Here is an 18966-nt window from a genome sequence, read left to right on the forward strand (position 1 = left end):
GATCCCTAGGCTAGGGCAAACATGGCAACTTTAGATCAAGAACCCGGCATGTCTGATGGGATGACCACGTCAAAAGAGGCTCCCCCGCCGCTTGGCGGCACGCGTGCGCAAGCCGCGCAGCGCTTGCAAATGGGCGTCGGCGGTGTGCTTGCGATAACGCTGTTGGTTGGCCTTGCTAGTCTGATTGAGGGGCGCGCTGATGAGACGCAGGACGATGCTGTGCCGCAAGCAGCGGCGACCAGCGAGCCAGAGGTCGAGCAAACACAATCAGACCCTCTGGTAGAAGCAGGGGTCGTGCCCGATTTGCCTTCTGCGCAGGTGTCTGAGATCGCGACGGAAGAGCCGATCTTGCCCGAACAAGGCATAGTGCAGGATATGGAAGAGGCAGTACCGGCCAAGTCTGGCAATGGCGGACAAAGCGATCAGGACGAGACCGTCGATCCCTAGAGCGGTGCCTCTGCTACATGGAATTTTTGCCGCGTCGCTGATCGCGAGCTCGGCCCTGACCGCCGGTTGCGAGCCTGGCCGAGACACTGTCTCGCATTCAAGCGCAAAGCCGGAGTTGGGGCTTATGACCAGCCTGCCAATTTATTGGCAGGAAAGCGAAGAGTTTGGTGACATCCTCGAACCCGACGCCGAGCCAAGTTGGGTGCGCAACGCATTAGAGCAGACTCACCAGCTCCGCCCGCTCGATAATCTGAGTGAGGTGGAATTGGCTCCGCTGGACCGTTTGCTGCTGGCGCAGCCGCGAGCGCTCTCTCCGGAGGAGAATGTCGCGCTCGATGAGTGGGTACGCGGGGGCGGGAAATTGCTACTTTTTGCTGATCCGCTACTGACGCAGCATTCGCGCTTTGCGCTCGGTGATGCCCGCGCACCGCAATCGGTCGCACTGCTTTCACCCATATTGGCACGCTGGGGACTGGCGCTGATTTTCAGCGAAGTGCAGCATGAAGGAATTCATACTGCCAGGATGTTTGGCGTTGATGCGCCGATTAACCTAGCTGGGTCGTTCATGGCGGTTCCGACCGACGCAGATGCGGCATGCGACGTCGCGGAGAATGGCCTGACCGCACGCTGCGCAATCGGACGTGGCCAGGTAATGCTAATTGCAGACGCGGCGATGCTCGAAGGCGAGTGGCATGCTGGCCATGCCGGTCATCATCATGAAGGCGAAGAATCTGGCGAGCATGATGCGGAAGCGGCGCTTGCGCATCTCGTCGATCTGGCCTTCTCAAAGCAAGCTGAGTGACTCTCCGCAAAAAGGGTTCTGGAATCGAGTCGGGGAATTTCGGGGAAAGCGGGGCTCGCCCGCATCGGAATCGCAGAACTCACGTGGATTTACGCATAGATCTGAGCGCAAATTAAAATGTTCATTCACTCCAGTTGGGCACAATAAATATATATAATACAATATGTTATAAATAAATCCCCAAAATTCCCCGAATTTTCCCTTCCATCCCGCTGTTTAGCGCGTTATTCCAGTTCTCCATCAGACAGAAGACTCTGTGCTGCGTGTTGCCGATGGGTGATGCGAGCCGCTGGCGCACGCGCGTTTGCGGGGCATGAAAACTGTGTCTGAAGTGGAGAGTTTTTCGGTGAGGCTGGTTTCGGACCAGTTTGGGGATTTCGGGTGGATTTTGGCGGTTTCAGTGGACAGGCATTATCGCTCGCGAGCGATAAGGGGCGCTATGTCCTGCCGCCTGCTTTCCGCAAGGCGCTGAAAGAAAGCTCGGGCGGGCGGATTGTCTGCCTCGATAGTCACCCGACAATGACCTGCCTCGTTGGGTTCGGCCTATCCCGCAAGGCGGATTTGATGGCACGTCTCGACCGCGAAGAAGAGCTCGCCTTTGGCGCTGGCCGCGAGTTTGATCGCGACACACGCGCGGCGCAGTTGTTTGGTTTCGCTGAGCGTCCTTTTGACGATAGCGGCCGCTTTGTCATGCCAGACCATTTGCGCAACTTGGCTGAGCTGGACGAGCATCTCTATTTTCAGGGCGGCGGCGCCTCCTTCACAATCTGGAACCCGCGCGAGCTGATGAAAATGGGCCGCGATTGGGCGACCGCGAAGGCGGCGTGCGATGCGTTCATGGCAGAATTGGAGGGGAAGAAGAAATGACCCTCCCTAGTGCAGCCCAAATGGCACCTCATATCCCTGTGCTGCTCGACGAAGTGATTGATGCGCTGCAACCGCAAGAAGGCGATGTCATCATTGACGCGACTTTCGGTGCAGGCGGGTATTCGCGCGCGCTGCTCGAACGCGGAGCCAAGGTTCACGCTTTTGACCGCGATCCCGATGCGATCCGCGATGGCGCAGCGATGGAAGCGGAATTCGATGGCCGGCTAAGCCTGCATCCCCGCCGCTTTGCTGAAATGGTCGATGAGATGGCGAGCGTCGGAATCGCTAACGTCGACGGCGTGGTCATGGATATTGGAGTGTCGTCCATGCAGCTTGACCAAGCTGAGCGCGGCTTTGCGTTTTCGGCTGACGGTCCGCTCGACATGCGGATGAGCCAGCAGGGTGAGAGCGCGGCGGATTTCCTCAATGAAGCAGGCGAAGAGCAGATTGCCGATGTGCTCTATCACTTCGGTGAGGAGCGTCAGTCGCGCCGGGTTGCGCGCGCCATTGTTGCTGCGCGCCCGCTGGAGACAACCGGCGATCTCGCGCACGTGGTGCGCAAGGCGCTTGGTTATCGCCCGCATGATAAAAAAGACCCGGCGACGCGTAGTTTCCAGGCCATTCGCATTCATGTGAACGGTGAGCTTGACGAACTGACTGCTGGCCTGAGCGCAGCAGAAACTCTTTTGCGCGATGGTGGGCGGCTCGCCGTGGTTAGTTTTCACAGCCTTGAAGACCGGATTGTAAAGCGCTTTCTGCGTGACGCAGCGGGCACCGCATCGGGCTCGCGCCATATGCCAGTGACGCAGCAGGCAGAGCCAGTTTTCACGAAGCTAAGTAAAGCCATCCGCCCGGGCGAGGCGGAAGTAGCGCGTAATCCGCGCTCGCGTTCCTCTGTGCTTCGGCATGCAGTGCGAACCTCTGCGCCAGCAAGGGAGGCGGCGTAATGGCTAGTCACCCACCGCTTCCTCGGGCTGGCAGAATGCGGCAAATCGGCTGGCTTGTCGTGCTCGGCATTGCCTTCTCGCTGTTTCTCGCCCTCACTTTTCATGTGAATGCGGTGAAGAGCGAGGTGCGCCTTGCTGAGCGTCAGATCATCGCGCTCGAACGCCAAAAAATGATGCTGGAAACCGAGTTTCAAACGCGGGCAAGCCAGCGCCAATTGGCTAATTGGAATGCCGTTGAATTTGGCTATAGCGCGCCGCGCGCGAGCCAATATCTCGAAGGGCGTCGGCAATTGGCCAAGCTGGGCACGCCGCGTGCGCCCGGAGCGCCTGAGCCCATTCGGGTTGCCATGGCCAGCAGCCCTGTCGAAGATCCCGGATTTCTATCGAGGTGGGATGCCCTTCTGGCGCAGAATACGGCGGTGGGTGATGGCGATGCTGTTCCGCTTCAACCGCGTAGCTCAGTCGAACTCACTGATCTCACCCAGCGCCTCACGCGCGGGGCGACGATGAGCGGTGGGGCTAGAACTCCGGCCGAGGGGGCGCAATGAACACGTTAGCCGGGTTCAGCGCCTTCAGCGTCGCTCGCCCGGCCGGTCACGAAGGCAGCGGAGTTCAGCTCGCGGCGCTGCGCAAACGCAATCTGCTCCAGGCCAAGCTGCGCATCTTGTGGATCGCGCTAGGCTTTGTCTTTTTGACAGTCATCGCGGTGATGCGGATCGGATATTTCGGAATGTCTGATCGGGCGATCACGGCGACATCTCTGGAAGATGCGCTTCTGCCGGATCGCGGCACCATTTCAGATCGCAACGGCAATCCGCTTGCCCGGGCATTCCCCGCTTATGCGCTGTGGTACAATCCCAAGGCGATGGGCGAGGGTGACAGCCCTCTGGTCAAGAGCCCCGAGGCAGTTGCGCGCGAGCTGAAGGCGATCTTCCCAGACCTTGACGAGGCGAAAACTGCGCAGCGCCTGGCGAGCGGCAAGGGCGGTTATCTGCGGCGCAGGATCCTTCCTGAAGATGCCAATCGCATCCAGGGTATTGGTGAGCTAGCGCTTGAGATGCCGCAAGAGGATGATCGGCATTATCCGCAAGGGTCAATGGCTGCCCATGTGCTCGGCTTCGTTGGCGCAGACGGCAAGGGCCGCGTGGGCATGGAGGCGGTGCTTAACGAGCAACTGACCAATCCCGATACCCGAAGCCAACCTGCCACGCTCAGCATTGATATGCGGGTGCAGGGTGCGCTCGAAGACGAGCTGCGGCGCGGCATGAAGCTGGTCGATGCAAAAGGCGCGGCGGGGATCGTTCTGGACGTTGATACAGGCGAAGTCATGGCGCTTGCCTCGCTGCCAGAATTTGATCCGAACAAGATCGACCGCGACGGCGAGAAGTTCATGTTCAACCGGGTCACGAACCAGGTTTATGAGCTCGGCTCGACATTCAAACCGCTGTCCATCGCGGCGGCGATTGACGCGGGCGTTGTGCGCGATTTCGGCAAGCTCTATGATGCCAAGCCGGTGAAAGTAGGGCGTTTCTCGATCAAGGATAGCCACTTTATTGGCAATCATCTGAATGTGCCGAACGCCCTTATCCATTCATCCAACACGGTGACAGCCCGCGTCGCTGATGACCTTGGTCCCGAGCGGCTGCGCCAGACAATGATTGATCTGGGTATGAATGAGCGTCCGCATATTGAGCTTCCTGCGCGCGGACACCCGATTTGGCCCAGTGGCAAATGGCCGCGCCTGCGCAATATGACCGTCAGCTATGGGCACGGTGTTGCAGTGACCCCATTGCATTTAGCGGGTGCCTATGCCGCGATGGTCAATGGCGGTATCTGGCGGCCTGCAACGCTGCACAAATTGGCGCCTGGTGAGGCGCCTCAGGGGCGCCGCGTCTTCAAGGAATCCACCTCCAGCCGGATGCGTCAATTGCTGCGCGCGATCGCGATTTACGGAACCGGGAAGAAAGCGGACGCGCCCGGTTACCGGGTGGGCGGAAAGACTGGCTCAGCGGAAAAGCCTGGCAAAGGTGGCTATCGCCGGACATCATTGGTTTCGACTTTTGCCGCAGCATTTCCGATGGACCGTCCGCGCTATGTTGTAATTGCGATGCTCGACGAGCCACGTGGGACGCTGGCGAGCAGTTTCCAACGCACAGCCTCTTGGAATGCCGCGCCGATTGTCGGACGTCTGGTGCCGCGTATTGGGCCGATGCTTGGAGTGATCCCAGACGAGACGCATGACGTTGATATATCCGACCTCAAACCGCTTATTCCCGAGGCCAACCGGTGAAGCTCGCGGCGCTTCTTGAGGCTGCTGGCATGGCCGCAACGGATGGTGCGGAGGCGACAGTCACCGGTTTTGCCATCGACAGCCGCAAGGTCGCGCCCGGCACCGTCTTTGGCGCGTTTCAAGGCACTGAAGCCAATGGCGAAGACTTCATCCCGGCCGCTATCGCAGCAGGTGCCATCGCAATAATCGCGCGGCCGGAGGCTAAGGTAGAGGGCGCACTCCACATTGCGGACGAAATTCCGCGTCAGGCTTTCGCGCGGCTCGCGGCACAGTTTTTCACCCCAGTTCCAGCGCATATCGTGGCCGTCACTGGCACCAATGGAAAAACATCCACAGCGGAGATGACACGCCAGATCTGGCGTATGGCAGGCGAGCGGGCAGCGAGCATCGGGACCCTGGGTGTCACTACACCGGATGAGAGTGTCTCGACCGGTCTGACCACGCCTGATATTGCCACTTTCCTTTCAAATGTCAGTGGGTTGGCGCGCGAAGGCGTGACTCATATCGCCTATGAGGCATCAAGTCATGGTCTCTCACAATATAGAAATGAAGGTATTCCTGTACAGGCGGTCGCCTTTACTAACCTTAGCCGTGATCACTTAGATTATCATTCCAATATGGAGGAATATTTCCTGGCCAAGATGCGTCTATTTGACGAAGTGGCTAGTGAAGGTGCTACAAGTGTCATCTGGACCGGAGCGTCATTGAGCGAGTGGTCGCGCCGGGCCATCGAACACGCGGAAAAACGACCATTGCGCGTGTTCACCGTGGGCGAGCGGGGCGAAGGCATTCGTCTCGCCGCCCATACACCGACACAATTGGGCCAAAACATCAGGATTGAGCATGATGGTTCAGAACGAACGATCGAACTGCCGCTCATCGGTGCATATCAAGTCGCTAATGCGCTGACCGCAGCGGGTTTAGCGCTCGCTGTTGGCACCGATCCCGCGCTCGTATGGGATGCGGTTGCGCGGTTGCAGCCTGTGCGCGGGCGGCTTGAACGCGCGGTGATAGCGCCCAGCGGCGCTCCTGTTTATGTCGATTATGCGCACACTCCGGCGGCCTTAGCGGCGGCAATCGAGGCTTTGCGTCCTCATGTCGCGCCGGAAACCGGGCGGCTGATCACCGTTTTTGGTGCGGGCGGTGACCGCGATCATGGCAAGCGCGCGGAAATGGGTCACGAAGCAGCGCAAGGCTCTGACATTGTGATTGTCACAGATGACAATCCACGCGGAGAAGACCCGGAAGCCATCCGGCGCCATATTCTTACCGGAACAGGCGACGGCGCGCATGATATTAGCGATCGGCGCGCCGCGATCGCCGAGGCGATCAAGCTCTCTCAGGCGGGCGACATTGTGCTGATCGCAGGCAAGGGACATGAGCAGGGGCAGATCATTGGGGCGGGAGACAGCATGCGTATTTTGCCATTTGATGATGTGGAAGTGGCACGAGAATGTGCTGCGGAAAGCACGCAAGGATGAGTCGTAGTATGAGCGCAGTAGCGATGCAGCATAAGGCACTTAAGCAGTGGCCAGTTCTTGCGCAGGACACAGTGCCTTTGGCGCTTTGGAGCGCGCAGGAAATCGCTTCTGCAACCGGCGGCAAGGCTAGCGGTGACTTCCTTGTATCCGGCGTTGAAATGGATTCGCGCGATGTGCGCTTCGGGGATCTGTTTGTGGCGCTCAAAGGCGAGGCGATGGACGGTCACCGGTTCCTCGACGCGGCGTTCGTAAAGGGCGCAGCCGCCGCGATTGTCGACCGCGCTGTCCCATATCCGCATGTACTGGTCAAAGACACTGGTGCTGCATTAGAGGCTTTGGCGGCAGCCGCGCGCAAGCGGACCGATGCGACCATCGTCGGGGTTACCGGATCGGTTGGCAAAACTGGGGTGAAAGAGGCGATTTTCGCCGCGCTTGAGCGATCAAGCAGAGGCAACACGCATCGCTCCGTGCGCAGCTACAACAATCATGTCGGTGTGCCGCTTTCGCTCGCGAGATGTCCCGCTCGCAGCGAATATGGTGTATTCGAAATGGGCATGAACCATGCGGGTGAGATTGACGCGCTAACCCGCCAAGTCCGCCCCAATGTTGCGGTCATCACTACCATTGCACCTGCGCATATCGAGAACCTCGGCTCTGAAGAAGCGATTGCGGATGCGAAGGCCGAGATATTCGCCGGGCTTAGCGAGAACGGTACGGCCGTGATCCCTGCTGACAGTCCGCATTTTGAGCGCCTCCGCGGGGCAGCTGAGAGCTCCGGCGCAAACATCGTCTCGTTCGGTGCGGCCGCGCATGCTGACGTCCGCTTGCTCGACGCCATCCCGCGCGAACATGCCGGCGCGCTGGTGACTTGCGAATATGGTGAGGGGACGCAGCGGGGACGCATGTGCTTTACCGTTGCCGAACCGGGCGAACATTGGATCATGAATGCGCTGTGCGTGATCGCGGCGGTTCGTGCAGCGGGGGGCGACCTAGGCGCAGCAGGCCTCGCTCTTGCGGAAATGGGCGGGCTGAAAGGCCGCGGAGAGCGCCACCAGATTGCTGCATCAGGTGATGGCAAAGCGCTTATGATAGACGAGAGCTATAACGCCAATCCTGCTAGCATGCGGGCCACGTTGGCGCAGCTTGGCACAACGCCAGCGGGCCGCCGCATTGCAGTGCTGGGCGCTATGAAAGAGCTGGGTGATTTCACCGCGCAATTCCATGAGCAACTGGCTGAGCCGATTTCGCAGGCCAAGGTCGACTATGTTATACTCGTTGGCGAGGAAATGGGCAGTCTCGCGCGAGAGCTGGGGAAAGGCTCCGGCGGTTCGCTTGGCTTTGACGGCGGGTTTGCGCATTGCATGAACGCCGGGGAGGCGATGGAATTGTTGGACGATTACGGCGTGATTGCAGGCGATGCGATCCTTGTGAAAGGCTCCAATTCGGTCGGTCTTGGCAAACTGGTTTCCCGATACACTCAGCTATCCGACACTTAGGCGCATTATCGCATGCTTTATCTGCTGGCCGAATGGCTCCAATTTGAAGGCATCTTCAACCTGATCCGATACCAGTCGGCGCGGGCTGGTGCTGCATTGCTGACGGCTTTGCTGATCGGCATGGTGATTGGTCCAAAGATGATCAATATGCTGCGCGTGCGGCAGGGCAAGGGACAGCCGATCCGCGAAGATGGCCCGCAAAGCCATCAGGCGAAGGTTGGTACGCCGACCATGGGCGGCCTGCTGATCCTGTTCAGTCTCACGTTATCGCTGCTGCTTTGGATGGATCTACGAAATCCCTTTGTCTGGGCGTGCCTGGCGGTGACCGCTGGCTTTGGCCTGATTGGTTTTCTCGATGACTATGACAAGGTTTCCAAGGCGAGCCATGCGGGCGTTTCTGCAAAGGTCCGTCTGGCCGGTGAATTTGTAGTCGCTGGCGTCGCCGCATGGATTATTGTTGGGCAGATTAGCACTAATCTTTATGTGCCGTTCCTGAGCAATGTGTCGATCCCGCTGGGCCCGTTTTACTACGTGTTCGCAGCAACGATCATCGTTGGTTTCGGCAATGCGGTAAACCTCACCGATGGGCTTGACGGTCTAGCGATTATGCCGGTGATCATCGCGGCGGGCACCTTCGCGATTATCGCCTATCTGGTGGGCCGCGTGGATTATTCCGAATATCTCGGCATTCCGCACGTTGCGGGTGCAGGCGAGCTGGCGATATTCTGTGCTGCAATCATGGGAGGAGGGCTCGCCTTCCTGTGGTTTAATGCACCTCCAGCGGCGGTATTTATGGGCGACACGGGCAGCCTCGCTTTGGGAGGCGCGCTGGGCGCGATTGCGGTAGCGAGCCATCACGAGATTGTGCTGCTGATTGTGGGCGGGCTTTTCGTGGTCGAGACCGCGAGCGTTATCATCCAGGTCTTCTGGTTCAAGCGTACCGGCAAACGCATTTTCCGCATGGCGCCGATCCACCACCATTTTGAGCAATTGGGCTGGAGCGAGAGCAAGGTCGTGATCCGTTTTTGGATCATTGCGATTATCCTCGCCATGCTGGGGCTAGCAACGCTGAAGCTAAGATGATTACCGCGCCTGTCTTTGCTGGAAAACGCTACGGTGTGCTAGGTCTCGCCCGTTCGGGTGCGGCAACGGCTGAGGCATTACTGGCGAGCGGAGCTGAGCTCTTAGTGTGGGATGATCGGCCCGAGGCGCGAGAGGTGTTTGCTGGGCGTGACGGCGTGGTTATCGCTGATCCGCTGGAGGCTGACCTCACTGGCTATGCGGGGGTGGCCGTGTCACCCGGCGTGCCGCTCAATACGCATCCGATCAAGCCGTATGCTGATAGCTTCGATGTGCCGGTGATTGGCGATATCGAACTGTTCGCGCAGGCCCGCGAGTTCCTCCCGCCGCATAAGGTGGTGGGAATCACGGGCACAAATGGCAAATCGACCACTACCGCGCTGACGCATCATATTTTGAAAACCGCTGGCCTGCCGACCACAATGGGCGGCAATATTGGCCTGCCGATTATGGGACAGGACCCTCTGCCAGAAGGCGGGGTCTATGTGCTGGAGCTATCGAGTTATCAGATTGATCTGACGTATTCGCTGGATTGTGATGTGGCGGTGCTGCTCAATATCACACCCGATCATCTGGATCGCTACGATGGCGACTTTGAGAAATATGCGGCCGCAAAATTCAGACTATTTGCTCAGCAAGCAAAGGATGGGGTCGCGGTTTTGGGCGGCCTTGCTCAACAAGAAGAAGATTGGCGTCGTCGCGCCGGTAAAAGAAAGCATAGTTTTTGGCGAATTCACGCGGATACCTTCGACCCTTGGTCTGAAGAGTGGCCGGCTCTAGGAGGACCTCACAGCCACCAAAATGTCGGCTGTGCTACTGCAGTGGCTGAATGGCTCGCTGTTGATGACCAAACCGTACTGAGCGCCCTCCGTACCTTCCCCGGCCTCCCGCATCGCATGGAGCGGGTTGGTGAGTACGGCGGCGTCGCTTACGTCAATGACAGCAAAGCGACGAATACCGCCGCGTCTGCGCCTGGGCTTGCAGCGTTTGACAACGTCCACTGGATCCTTGGCGGGCTAGCCAAAGAACCCGGCCTCGGCGAATGTGAAGCCGAGCTGAGCCACGTCAAAGCGGCGTATACCATCGGCAAATCTGGCCCGGATTTCGCAGCATTGCTCGAAGACCGCGTGCCAACCACCCAATGCGGCACGCTCGACAAGGCCGTCACCAGCGCCGCTGCGGCCGCTGAGCCTGGCGACACCGTTCTCCTCTCGCCAGCCTGCGCGAGCTTTGACCAGTTTCGCGATTTTGAGGAACGCGGCGATGCCTTCCGCGCGGCCGTCGCAGCTCTTGCGGGAGGAGCGGCCGTATGAGCGCGCCTGACCTACCCGGCACGCGCCGCGCCTCGCAGCGCTGGACGCAATCGAGCTCATTTGGGCCTTACGCATTCGGCCCGCGCCCCTATGTGCCGCGCGCGGCCAATCGGGAGCAGCGGCATAGTCTTTCGCGCTGGTCGCAAATCAAGATCTGGTGGCGCGAAGTGGACCGCGCTCTTTTGTGCCTCATCTTCATCATCATGGCCTTCGGCGCGGTCGCAGTTGCGGCTGGATCGACCGCCAGTGCGCGGCGCCTCTCGACCGCAAGTGAGACTTTGCCCGACCTCTATTTCTTCTATCGCCACATGGTCTGGCAGGTGGTCGGCGTTGCAGTGATGATTGGCGTGTCCTTCCTCAGTCGCGAGAATGCGCGCAGGCTGGGGCTAGTGCTCGCGGTGGGCATGACGGGAGCATTGTTCCTCGTTCCGATAGTAGGCACAGAGGTCAACGGAGCGCAGCGCTGGCTCGAGATTGGCATGCGCTTTCAGCCTTCGGAGTTCCTCAAACCTGGCTTTGTGATTTTCGTCGCGTGGATCCTCTCATGGCGATTGCGCGACCCAAATTTGCCGGTCGTCTCGCTGACCGCGATTGCGCTGGGCATCGTCGCGATCCTGTTGATGATGCAGCCCAACCTTGGCGGCACAATTCTGTTTATCGGCGTATGGTTCGTTCTCATCCTGCTCTCCGGCGTACCGGTTCAGCGCTTATCCATTTTGGTGGGTGCAGGACTGGCCGCGTTCACCGCGACGTATTTTCTATACGACAATGCGCGCAACCGGATTGATGCGTTTCTGGGCGGCGGCACGGCCTTTGACCAAGTCGATCTGGCAGAGCGCACGCTGCTTGCGGGCGGCTGGCTGGGCAGCGGCTATGGCCTTGGCATTCGCAAGATGACGTTGCCCGAGGCGCATACCGATTACATTTTCTCCGTGATCGGTGAAGAATTTGGGCTGATCGCCTGCGCTCTGGTAGTGATCGCATATCTGGCGTTTGTAAGCAGGGTATTGATGAAACTGATTGATGAGGAAGATCTGTTTGCGTTGCTGGCGGGCTCTGGCCTCGCCGCACTGTTTGGTGGGCAGGCGTTCATCAATATTCTCGTCAACCTTCAGCTGTTCCCGTCAAAAGGCATGACGCTGCCGCTGATTAGTTATGGCGGGTCGTCCACCATTGCGATTTGCCTGACCGTCGGCTTGCTGCTGGCGATTACTAAGCGCAATCCGTTCCTGCGGCGCGAGACGCGCGGAGTGCGCGATCTGCTTGGGTTTTCGCAAGAGCGCGGCAACCAGCGCGACGTGACGAAGCGGATCAAGGGTGCGCGGATATGACCGGTTCAAGCCGCCACTATGTGCTCGCGGCCGGGGGTACGGGTGGGCACTTGCTGCCTGCCTTTGCGCTTGCAAGTGAGCTGGACCAGCGCGGCCACCATGTCGCGCTGATAACCGACGAGCGCGGAGAGGCCATTCCTGGCCGCCCCGATTTTCTGACGACGCATGTGCTGCCCGCTGGGCGGATTGGCGGCAAAAATCCGCTCAAATGGCTCGGCGGGCTGAAAGCGATTTGGCAGGGCCGGCAAATGGCCCTGCGGCTGTTTGACAGTTTTCAGCCGAGCGCTGTTGTGGGCTTTGGCGGCTATCCTGCATTTCCTGCGCTCGCGGCATCAACCTCGGCCAAAATCCCGAGCATTGTGCATGAGCAAAACGCCGTTCTGGGCCGCGTCAACCGGCTCCTCGCTGGCCGGGTTCAGGCGATTGCCACTGCCTATCCCGATATTGAGCGTTTGAAGCCCAAGCACGCCAGCAAGGTTGAGCTGGTCGGTAACCCCGTGCGTGCGCCAGTGCTCGCGCTGCGCGATGAAGACTTCCCGCCACTTGGCGAAGATGGCCTCTTCCGCGTGCTCGTAACCGGCGGCAGTCAGGGCGCGAGCATCCTGTCCGATGTGGTGCCCGATGGCCTGTCCATGTTGCCGCCTGCGCTGCGACAGCGTCTGCAGGTGACGCAACAATGCCGCAAAGCAGATCTCGATGCCGTGCGCGAGCGCTATCGCAATCATGGTATCCCCGCGGAACTCGGCACGTATTTTGAGGACATGCATCACCGGCTTGCCGACACGCATTTGTTCATTGGCCGCGCGGGGGCATCGACCATTGCGGAGCTGACGGCGGTTGGACGGCCAGCAATTCTCATTCCGCTGCCAATCGCGACCGATGATCACCAGGCTGCGAATACGCGCGAAATGGTGGAGGCGGGCGGCGCTCGCATGATCCGTCAGCCGATAGCGACAACCAAGACCCCTCAAGGCGATAGCGATGCAGCAAACCGGCTACGCGTGGAACAGTCGGATATGGCGCAGAAGCTCTCGAAAGATATCTCACGCCAGATCAAGGCTTTGGCAGATCGGCCTGATGGCTTGGCCCGCGCGGCCCATGCGGCGTGGAATTGCGGCCGGCCTGATGCGGTCAAGGATCTGGCTGATCTGGTCGAGAGTTTCGGCGGGGCGGATATGATGGATGTCATTCGCGTTGGCGGCGGCGAGGGACGGCTGAAAGTTCAAAGCGTGCCTAGGGGGCAAGGCGCGTCAAGAGGCCGTTTCCCGCGAGCACAGGCGTCACGGAATCGCGCGGCATGAAAGGCGTCGCAACCGATATCGGCACAATCCACTTTGTCGGGATTGGGGGCATTGGCATGTCTGGAATTGCCGAAGTGATGCACAATCTGGGCTACCGTGTGCAAGGCTCTGATCTTGCGGCAGGGCCGAGCGTTGAAAGGCTGCGGGCTCGCGGAATTGACGTTGCGATTGGTCATGTCGCGGAGAATGTTGATGGCGTTGCGGTTGTGGTCACATCCACTGCGGTTAGGCGGACTAACCCCGAAGTTGCCGCTGCTTTGGAAGCGCGCATTCCGGTGGTGCGCCGCGCCGAAATGCTGGCCGAACTTATGCGGCTTAAATCAACCGTCGCGGTGGCCGGAACACATGGCAAAACCACTACGACCAGCATGGTCGCTGCGTTGCTTGATGCGGGCGATGTCGACCCGACGGTCATCAATGGCGGGATCATCGAACAATATGGCTCGAACGCGCGATTGGGCGATAGCGACTGGATGGTTGTGGAAGCTGATGAGAGTGATGGCAGCTTTCTCAGGCTCGATGGCACGCTGGCCGTGGTCACCAATATCGACCCGGAGCATCTCGACCACTACGGTGATTTCGACGGCGTGAAGCGCGCCTTTCTGGAATTTATTCAGAACGTGCCATTTTACGGTGCGGCGATCCTGTGCATCGACCATCCTGAAGTGCAAGCGGTGATCGGCCAAGTGCGCGATCGCCGCGTGGTCACTTACGGTTTCAATCTTCAAGCGGACATTTGCGGGGTCAATATTCGTCCCGATGATACTGGCAACCGCTTCGATGTGATCGTGCGCCAGCGCGACGCCGAGGATCGCCGGATCGAAAATGTCCATTTGCCGATGCCCGGGCGCCACAATGTCCAGAACGCGCTCGCGGCAATTGCAGTGGCGATTGAGATGGGTTGCTCGGACGATGTGATCCAGACCGGCTTTGGCAGCTTTGGCGGAGTGCGCCGTCGCTTTACCAAGGTTGGCGAAGTGCCGGTTGCGGGCGGCCACGCGACCATCATCGACGATTATGCGCATCACCCCGTTGAAATTCAGGCTGTGCTGAGCGCAGCCCGCGAAACTGTCGCCGCAAGCGCTGGCGAGGGCCGGGTCATCGCGGTCATGCAGCCGCACCGATATTCGCGCCTCAGCGATCTGATGGAAGACTTCCAGAACTGCTTTAACGACGCGGACCGTGTGCTGGTGACACCAGTCTACGAGGCGGGCGAAGACCCGATTGAGGGGGTGAGTTCGACATCCCTCGTTGCGGGCTTGAAGTCGCGCGGTCACCGTGATGCATCGGAAGTGGCGGACCTTCATGCGCTGGCTGCTGATCTGGCAGATGATCTGGCTCCGGGCGACTATGTGGTATGCCTCGGCGCGGGTGATATCACCCGGTGGGCGGCAGATTTGGCGGGCGCTATCGCGGCCAAGGGCGCGGCATCATGACTCAGATCACCATGCCTAAGGTTCGCGGCAAGTTGAGGCGAGATGCGCCGCTGGCAAAGCTCGTCTGGTTTAAGGCAGGCGGCACAGCAGACTGGCTGTTTGAACCTGCCGATCATGACGATCTGGCCGGCTTTCTGAGCGAGCTTGACCATAAACTGCCCATAATGGCGCTGGGCCTCGGCTCAAATATGATCGTGCGTGATGGCGGCGTTTCCGGTGTTGTTATTCGGCTTGGTAAAGCCTTTGCCAAAGTCGAACCGCGGGATGATTGTGAGATAGTCTGCGGCGGCGGCGCGAGCGGCATTTTAGTTAGCTCTACCGCGCGCGATGCAGGGATCGCAGGTCTGGAATTTTTGCGCGGTATCCCGGGCACGGTTGGCGGTTTTGTCCGCATGAATGGCGGGGCGTACGGCCGCGAGGTGGCCGACATCTTGATCGATTGCGAGATCATGTTCCCTTGCGGGAAGCTCTCGACTGTTCCGGCTGAAGAGCTGGCTTATTCATACCGTCATTCCGAGCTGTCCAAGGGCGCAGTGGTGGTGTCCGCGCGTTTCCAGGGCGAGGCGGGTACCCCAGCCGCAATCGGCGCGGAGATGGACCGGATTGCGAAGGCTCGCGAAGAATCGCAGCCGTTGCGGACCAAAACTGGCGGATCGACTTTCAAGAACCCGGATGGCCACAAGGCGTGGCAATTGGTTGATGCGGCGGGTTGTCGCGGGCTGACCATGGGCGGCGCGCAAGTGAGCGAGAAGCACACCAATTTCCTTATCAACACAGGCGACGCGACCAGCGGAGATATTGAGGCGCTGGGCGAAGAGGTTCGCCGCCGCGTGCGCGAAAATTCTGGTGTTGAGCTTGAATGGGAAATTCAGCGGGTGGGGCGCAAATGACCGCGCTACCAAAACTCCACGTCGCGGTCTTGATGGGCGGCTGGGCGAATGAGCGAGAGGTTTCGCTTATGTCCGGTGGCGGCGTGGCGGATGCGCTGGAACAGCGCGGCCACCGCGTCACGCGGATTGATATGGACCGCGATGTCGCGGCGCGCATTTCTGAGGCTGCACCCGATGTGGTGTTCAACGCCCTGCACGGTGTGCCGGGTGAGGATGGCAGCGTGCAAGGCATGCTGGATCTGATGGGCGTGCCTTATACGCATTCCGGCCTCGCGACGAGCGTGATCGCGATTGACAAGCAGCTGACCAAACAAGCGCTTGTCCCGCATGGCATTCCGATGCCTGGCGGGCGTATTGTCGCGAGTGAAGAGCTGTATGATGGTGATCCGTTGCCACGGCCCTATGTGCTAAAACCCGTCAACGAAGGTTCGTCCGTCGGCGTGGCGATCGTCACCGATGAGAGCAATTACGGCAATCCCATTGCCCGCGATGCAAATGGCCCGTGGCAGGAGTTTTCCGAGCTGCTCGCAGAACCCTTCATCAAAGGCCGTGAGATGACGACGGCAGTGATTGATAGGCCTGACGGACCGCGTGCTTTGGCGGTGACGGAGCTAATCGTAAAGTCAGGTTTCTACGATTATGAAAACAAATACACCGATGGTAAGACGGAGCATATCTGCCCGGCCAAAATCCCGGCGAATATCGAGAAGCTGTGTCTTGAAATCGCGTTGAAAGCGCACCGCGTGCTGGGCTGCAAAGGCACGAGCCGGACTGATTTCCGCTGGGACGAAGAGCAAGGCGAGGCTGGTCTGTTTGTACTCGAAACGAACACACAGCCGGGTATGACCCCGCTGAGCCTGGTGCCGGAGCAAGCGCGCTATGCGGGGCTCGAATATGGCGAGCTGGTCGAGGCGATAATCGCCGCCGCATTGAACGACCACATCAAGGGGGACGACGGCCATGGCTAAAGTCAAACGCAGCGCCAAGGGTGTGCGCCGCTCAGCCGCTGCGCGAGGGCGCAGCCAGAAAGCGCGTGCGGCCAAGACCAAATCGATTGGAATTATTGACCGTGTGCTGGCGATGCTGCCGTTTACCGATGAACAGCTCCATAAGTTCTTCCTGTTCGTGATTTTGGCGACTGCGGTCGCGGCGGCGTGGTTTATTGCAAGCCTCGCTGGCCTTCCTGCGATGGCGCAGAGCCGCATGGCCTATGCGGCGGCGGACGCAGGTTTCGAAGTGCGCAGGGTCAAGGTAAATGGGGTTGAGCGGATGAACGAGCTCAAGGTCTATGAGCGAGCCTTGTCAGAACGCGACCGGCCCATGGCATTGGTTGATCTGGAGGCGCTCCGTGCAAAAATGCTTGAGCTGAGCTGGGTTAAGGATGCGCGTGTTTCACGCCAACTGCCCGATACGCTGATCATCAACATTGTTGAGCGCGATGAGCACGCAGTACTGCGCAAACCCAATCGGCTGATGCTGATTGATGCGGCTGGCAATGAGCTTGAGCCCATTTCGCAAGTGAATGCGCAAGGCAAGCTGCTGATCGAAGGGTCTGGCGCGGCCAAACAGGTCGAGGCGCTCGATCATTTGCTAGATGCTGCCCCAGCTCTGAAACCCCAAATTACTCAGGCTGAATGGGTGGGAAATCGTCGCTGGAACCTGACGTTTAAGACGGGTCAGAAGCTTGCATTGCCTGAAGGAAAACAGACTTCGGCCAGCGCGCTGGTCGCGTTTGCGCGGATGGATGGGCATTACCGATTGCTCGGGGGGAAAGCTGTGGCGATTGATTTACGGGTGCCGGAGCAGGCCTATTTCCGCTGCGAGGATGGACCGTGCAAGATCACTGAATTGGGTCGCCAGACCTCTGCGACGCAGGCTTCGGTCAACTAATGGCTGGCCCACGGATCGTTCGCGCTTTCGGCGCTGTTAATGTCGGCTCATTCCGGGTCTCGGCTATGATCATGGCGGAAGATGAGAATGGCCAAATGCAAGTGCTTGGCTCCACCCACCGCAAGGCGGAGGGCGTAAAGCGCGGCTACATCACTGAGATGGCGGCGGCGAGCCACTCCATAAGGCAGGCAGTCGAGAAAGCTGAGGCGACGGCCAACACCAGCATTGCAAGTGTTTGGATCGGCTGCGCGGGTGCAGGCCTTTCAAGCAAGATTGCCAGCGTCGAAACCGCGATTGGCGGGCGGCGTATCGAAGAAGATGACATTGAGCACCTGCTGTTTGCCGCGCGCGACCATATTCAGCCTGATGGGCGCACTGTGCTGCATGCCCAGCCGGCGCATTATACGCTCGACGGGGCGCATGGTATCGCCAATCCCAAAGGGCTTCATGCAGAGGCGCTGGGCGTTGATATCCATGTGACATTGGCGGAAAGCGCGCCGGTCAAAAACTTGATCGAGGCCGTGCAATCAGCGCACCTCGATGTGGAGGGCGTGGTCGCATCCCCGCTTGCGAGCGCTTATGCCTGCCTCACCACCGAGCAGCGCGATCTGGGTGTGGCGCTGGTCGAGATCGGAGCGGAGGTCACCAATGTGTCTGTGCACGCAGGGGGAATGTTGCTGGGTTTGAAATCCATTCCCACCGGTTCCAACGATATCACTGACGCGTTGGCATCCAGCTTCGGCATTCGCCGGGATCAGGCCGAGCGGCTGAAATGCGTCTCTGGTTCTGCCATTTCGACACCGAGTGATCACCGAGAAATGATCGCGGTTCTTGGCCCTGACGAAATAGCCGATGGCCCGCTTGCGCGCGGCGCTGATGAGCAGAACCGTATTGCGCGCGCAGAGCTGGTCGCGGTGGTGACGCAGCGGCTTGCGCAGCTCACAGATGAGATCAACAAGGCGCTGAAGGAAATGGGCTTCGCGGGCGCGAAGGGCGGACAACTGATCTTAACGGGCGGCGGCGCAGAGCTACACGGAATTGCAGAGTTTATGCAACGCGCTCTTTCTATGCCGGTGCGTTTGGGTAAACCGCCAAAACTTGCAGGCCTACCTGATCCGCATGCCACTCCAGGATTTGCGACGCTGGCGGGCCTATGCCTCTATGCGGCTGATGATCCGGTCGACATTCGTTCGGTTGGTCCTACCTATCAGCCGACCCGTCGTTATTCCGGGTTTGGTCTCGTGAATCGGATATTCCAAGCAGGCAGAGAGTATTTTTGAGTGTAGGGCGGCGTTTTGTTAGGGTTTTGTGGAAAAACTGTACTTAAGCCTGCCTCGTAGATTCTGTTTGTGCCAAGCTGGCACGCAAATGTAATTTAATCTCTTTTTCCCCGGA

17 protein-coding genes are annotated in these 18966 nt (G+C 59.3%); all 17 read left to right on the forward strand.

What is annotated here, in order from left to right; genetic code table 11:
* Positions 1 to 21 precede the first annotated feature (21 nt).
* The gene (locus tag ACFCXQ_RS07520) at positions 22 to 447 is read left to right on the forward strand and encodes a hypothetical protein (RefSeq protein ID WP_379549331.1); all 426 of its coding nucleotides are present in this window, start codon (positions 22 to 24) and stop codon (positions 445 to 447) included.
* A complete protein-coding gene (locus tag ACFCXQ_RS07525; RefSeq protein WP_425589409.1) occupies positions 407 to 1249 on the forward strand; it encodes a Gldg family protein in 843 nt (280 codons plus the stop codon). The genes ACFCXQ_RS07520 and ACFCXQ_RS07525 overlap by 41 nt, the downstream gene beginning before the upstream one ends.
* 381 nt (positions 1250 to 1630) lie before the next feature.
* Positions 1631 to 2116, forward strand: coding sequence for a division/cell wall cluster transcriptional repressor MraZ (locus ACFCXQ_RS07530; RefSeq protein WP_379549335.1), 486 nt, complete (start codon positions 1631 to 1633; stop codon positions 2114 to 2116).
* Complete coding sequence (rsmH, locus tag ACFCXQ_RS07535; protein ID WP_379549337.1) at positions 2113 to 3063, forward strand: 16S rRNA (cytosine(1402)-N(4))-methyltransferase RsmH; 951 nt, start codon at positions 2113 to 2115, stop codon at positions 3061 to 3063. Before ACFCXQ_RS07530 ends, rsmH begins: the two co-directional genes overlap by 4 nt.
* The gene (locus ACFCXQ_RS07540; RefSeq protein WP_379549338.1) at positions 3063 to 3611 is read left to right on the forward strand and encodes a hypothetical protein; all 549 of its coding nucleotides are present in this window, start codon (positions 3063 to 3065) and stop codon (positions 3609 to 3611) included. The genes rsmH and ACFCXQ_RS07540 overlap by 1 nt, the downstream gene beginning before the upstream one ends.
* The gene (locus tag ACFCXQ_RS07545) at positions 3608 to 5353 is read left to right on the forward strand and encodes a peptidoglycan D,D-transpeptidase FtsI family protein (protein WP_379549340.1); all 1746 of its coding nucleotides are present in this window, start codon (positions 3608 to 3610) and stop codon (positions 5351 to 5353) included. Before ACFCXQ_RS07540 ends, ACFCXQ_RS07545 begins: the two co-directional genes overlap by 4 nt.
* Positions 5350 to 6834 (forward strand): UDP-N-acetylmuramoyl-L-alanyl-D-glutamate--2,6-diaminopimelate ligase, encoded by a 1485-nt coding sequence (locus ACFCXQ_RS07550; protein WP_379549342.1) that lies wholly within the window; start codon positions 5350 to 5352, stop codon positions 6832 to 6834. Before ACFCXQ_RS07545 ends, ACFCXQ_RS07550 begins: the two co-directional genes overlap by 4 nt.
* Positions 6835 to 6842: 8 nt before the next feature.
* Positions 6843 to 8330: a UDP-N-acetylmuramoyl-tripeptide--D-alanyl-D-alanine ligase gene (locus tag ACFCXQ_RS07555; protein ID WP_379549344.1), complete on the forward strand. Its 1488-nt coding sequence runs from the start codon at positions 6843 to 6845 to the stop codon at positions 8328 to 8330.
* A 12-nt stretch (positions 8331 to 8342) separates the two neighbouring features.
* Positions 8343 to 9413 carry a phospho-N-acetylmuramoyl-pentapeptide-transferase gene (gene mraY, locus ACFCXQ_RS07560; RefSeq protein ID WP_379549346.1) on the forward strand — a complete coding sequence of 357 codons (1071 nt, stop codon included), beginning with the start codon at positions 8343 to 8345 and terminating at the stop codon, positions 9411 to 9413.
* Positions 9410 to 10723, forward strand: a complete 1314-nt coding sequence (gene murD, locus ACFCXQ_RS07565; RefSeq protein ID WP_379549348.1) for a UDP-N-acetylmuramoyl-L-alanine--D-glutamate ligase — start codon at positions 9410 to 9412, stop codon at positions 10721 to 10723. Before mraY ends, murD begins: the two co-directional genes overlap by 4 nt.
* Positions 10720 to 12054, forward strand: a complete 1335-nt coding sequence (locus ACFCXQ_RS07570; RefSeq protein WP_379549350.1) for an FtsW/RodA/SpoVE family cell cycle protein — start codon at positions 10720 to 10722, stop codon at positions 12052 to 12054. Before murD ends, ACFCXQ_RS07570 begins: the two co-directional genes overlap by 4 nt.
* On the forward strand, positions 12051 to 13355 hold the full coding sequence (murG, locus tag ACFCXQ_RS07575; RefSeq protein ID WP_379549351.1) for an undecaprenyldiphospho-muramoylpentapeptide beta-N-acetylglucosaminyltransferase: 1305 nt from the start codon (positions 12051 to 12053) through the stop codon (positions 13353 to 13355). The genes ACFCXQ_RS07570 and murG overlap by 4 nt, the downstream gene beginning before the upstream one ends.
* Positions 13352 to 14791, forward strand: a complete 1440-nt coding sequence (murC, locus tag ACFCXQ_RS07580) for a UDP-N-acetylmuramate--L-alanine ligase (RefSeq protein WP_379549353.1) — start codon at positions 13352 to 13354, stop codon at positions 14789 to 14791. Before murG ends, murC begins: the two co-directional genes overlap by 4 nt.
* Positions 14788 to 15681, forward strand: coding sequence for a UDP-N-acetylmuramate dehydrogenase (gene murB / locus ACFCXQ_RS07585; protein ID WP_379549355.1), 894 nt, complete (start codon positions 14788 to 14790; stop codon positions 15679 to 15681). The genes murC and murB overlap by 4 nt, the downstream gene beginning before the upstream one ends.
* Positions 15678 to 16649: a D-alanine--D-alanine ligase gene (locus ACFCXQ_RS07590; RefSeq protein WP_379549357.1), complete on the forward strand. Its 972-nt coding sequence runs from the start codon at positions 15678 to 15680 to the stop codon at positions 16647 to 16649. The genes murB and ACFCXQ_RS07590 overlap by 4 nt, the downstream gene beginning before the upstream one ends.
* On the forward strand, positions 16642 to 17571 hold the full coding sequence (locus ACFCXQ_RS07595; RefSeq protein WP_379549359.1) for a cell division protein FtsQ/DivIB: 930 nt from the start codon (positions 16642 to 16644) through the stop codon (positions 17569 to 17571). The genes ACFCXQ_RS07590 and ACFCXQ_RS07595 overlap by 8 nt, the downstream gene beginning before the upstream one ends.
* Positions 17571 to 18851 carry a cell division protein FtsA gene (gene ftsA / locus ACFCXQ_RS07600; protein WP_379549361.1) on the forward strand — a complete coding sequence of 427 codons (1281 nt, stop codon included), beginning with the start codon at positions 17571 to 17573 and terminating at the stop codon, positions 18849 to 18851. The genes ACFCXQ_RS07595 and ftsA overlap by 1 nt, the downstream gene beginning before the upstream one ends.
* The last annotated feature ends 115 nt before the right edge of the window (positions 18852 to 18966 follow it).

Source organism: Qipengyuania rhodophyticola, assembly GCF_042493225.1.
In the GTDB taxonomy this organism is placed as follows: Bacteria; Pseudomonadota; Alphaproteobacteria; order Sphingomonadales; family Sphingomonadaceae; genus Erythrobacter.

Excerpts from the sequence above, each read along its gene's own strand:
- ACFCXQ_RS07520 (WP_379549331.1), top strand. The coding sequence starts at position 22 with ATGGCAACTTTAGATCAAGAACCCGGCATGTCTGATGGGATGACCACG.
- ACFCXQ_RS07525 (WP_425589409.1), top strand. The coding sequence starts at position 407 with ATGGCGGACAAAGCGATCAGGACGAGACCGTCGATCCCTAGAGCGGTG.
- rsmH (WP_379549337.1), top strand. The coding sequence starts at position 2,113 with ATGACCCTCCCTAGTGCAGCCCAAATGGCACCTCATATCCCTGTGCTG.
- ACFCXQ_RS07540 (WP_379549338.1), top strand. The coding sequence starts at position 3,063 with ATGGCTAGTCACCCACCGCTTCCTCGGGCTGGCAGAATGCGGCAAATC.
- ACFCXQ_RS07545 (WP_379549340.1), top strand. The coding sequence starts at position 3,608 with ATGAACACGTTAGCCGGGTTCAGCGCCTTCAGCGTCGCTCGCCCGGCC.
- ACFCXQ_RS07555 (WP_379549344.1), top strand. The coding sequence starts at position 6,843 with ATGAGCGCAGTAGCGATGCAGCATAAGGCACTTAAGCAGTGGCCAGTT.
- mraY (WP_379549346.1), top strand. The coding sequence starts at position 8,343 with ATGCTTTATCTGCTGGCCGAATGGCTCCAATTTGAAGGCATCTTCAAC.
- murD (WP_379549348.1), top strand. The coding sequence starts at position 9,410 with ATGATTACCGCGCCTGTCTTTGCTGGAAAACGCTACGGTGTGCTAGGT.
- ACFCXQ_RS07570 (WP_379549350.1), top strand. The coding sequence starts at position 10,720 with ATGAGCGCGCCTGACCTACCCGGCACGCGCCGCGCCTCGCAGCGCTGG.
- murG (WP_379549351.1), top strand. The coding sequence starts at position 12,051 with ATGACCGGTTCAAGCCGCCACTATGTGCTCGCGGCCGGGGGTACGGGT.
- murC (WP_379549353.1), top strand. The coding sequence starts at position 13,352 with ATGAAAGGCGTCGCAACCGATATCGGCACAATCCACTTTGTCGGGATT.
- murB (WP_379549355.1), top strand. The coding sequence starts at position 14,788 with ATGACTCAGATCACCATGCCTAAGGTTCGCGGCAAGTTGAGGCGAGAT.
- ACFCXQ_RS07590 (WP_379549357.1), top strand. The coding sequence starts at position 15,678 with ATGACCGCGCTACCAAAACTCCACGTCGCGGTCTTGATGGGCGGCTGG.
- ACFCXQ_RS07595 (WP_379549359.1), top strand. The coding sequence starts at position 16,642 with ATGGCTAAAGTCAAACGCAGCGCCAAGGGTGTGCGCCGCTCAGCCGCT.
- ftsA (WP_379549361.1), top strand. The coding sequence starts at position 17,571 with ATGGCTGGCCCACGGATCGTTCGCGCTTTCGGCGCTGTTAATGTCGGC.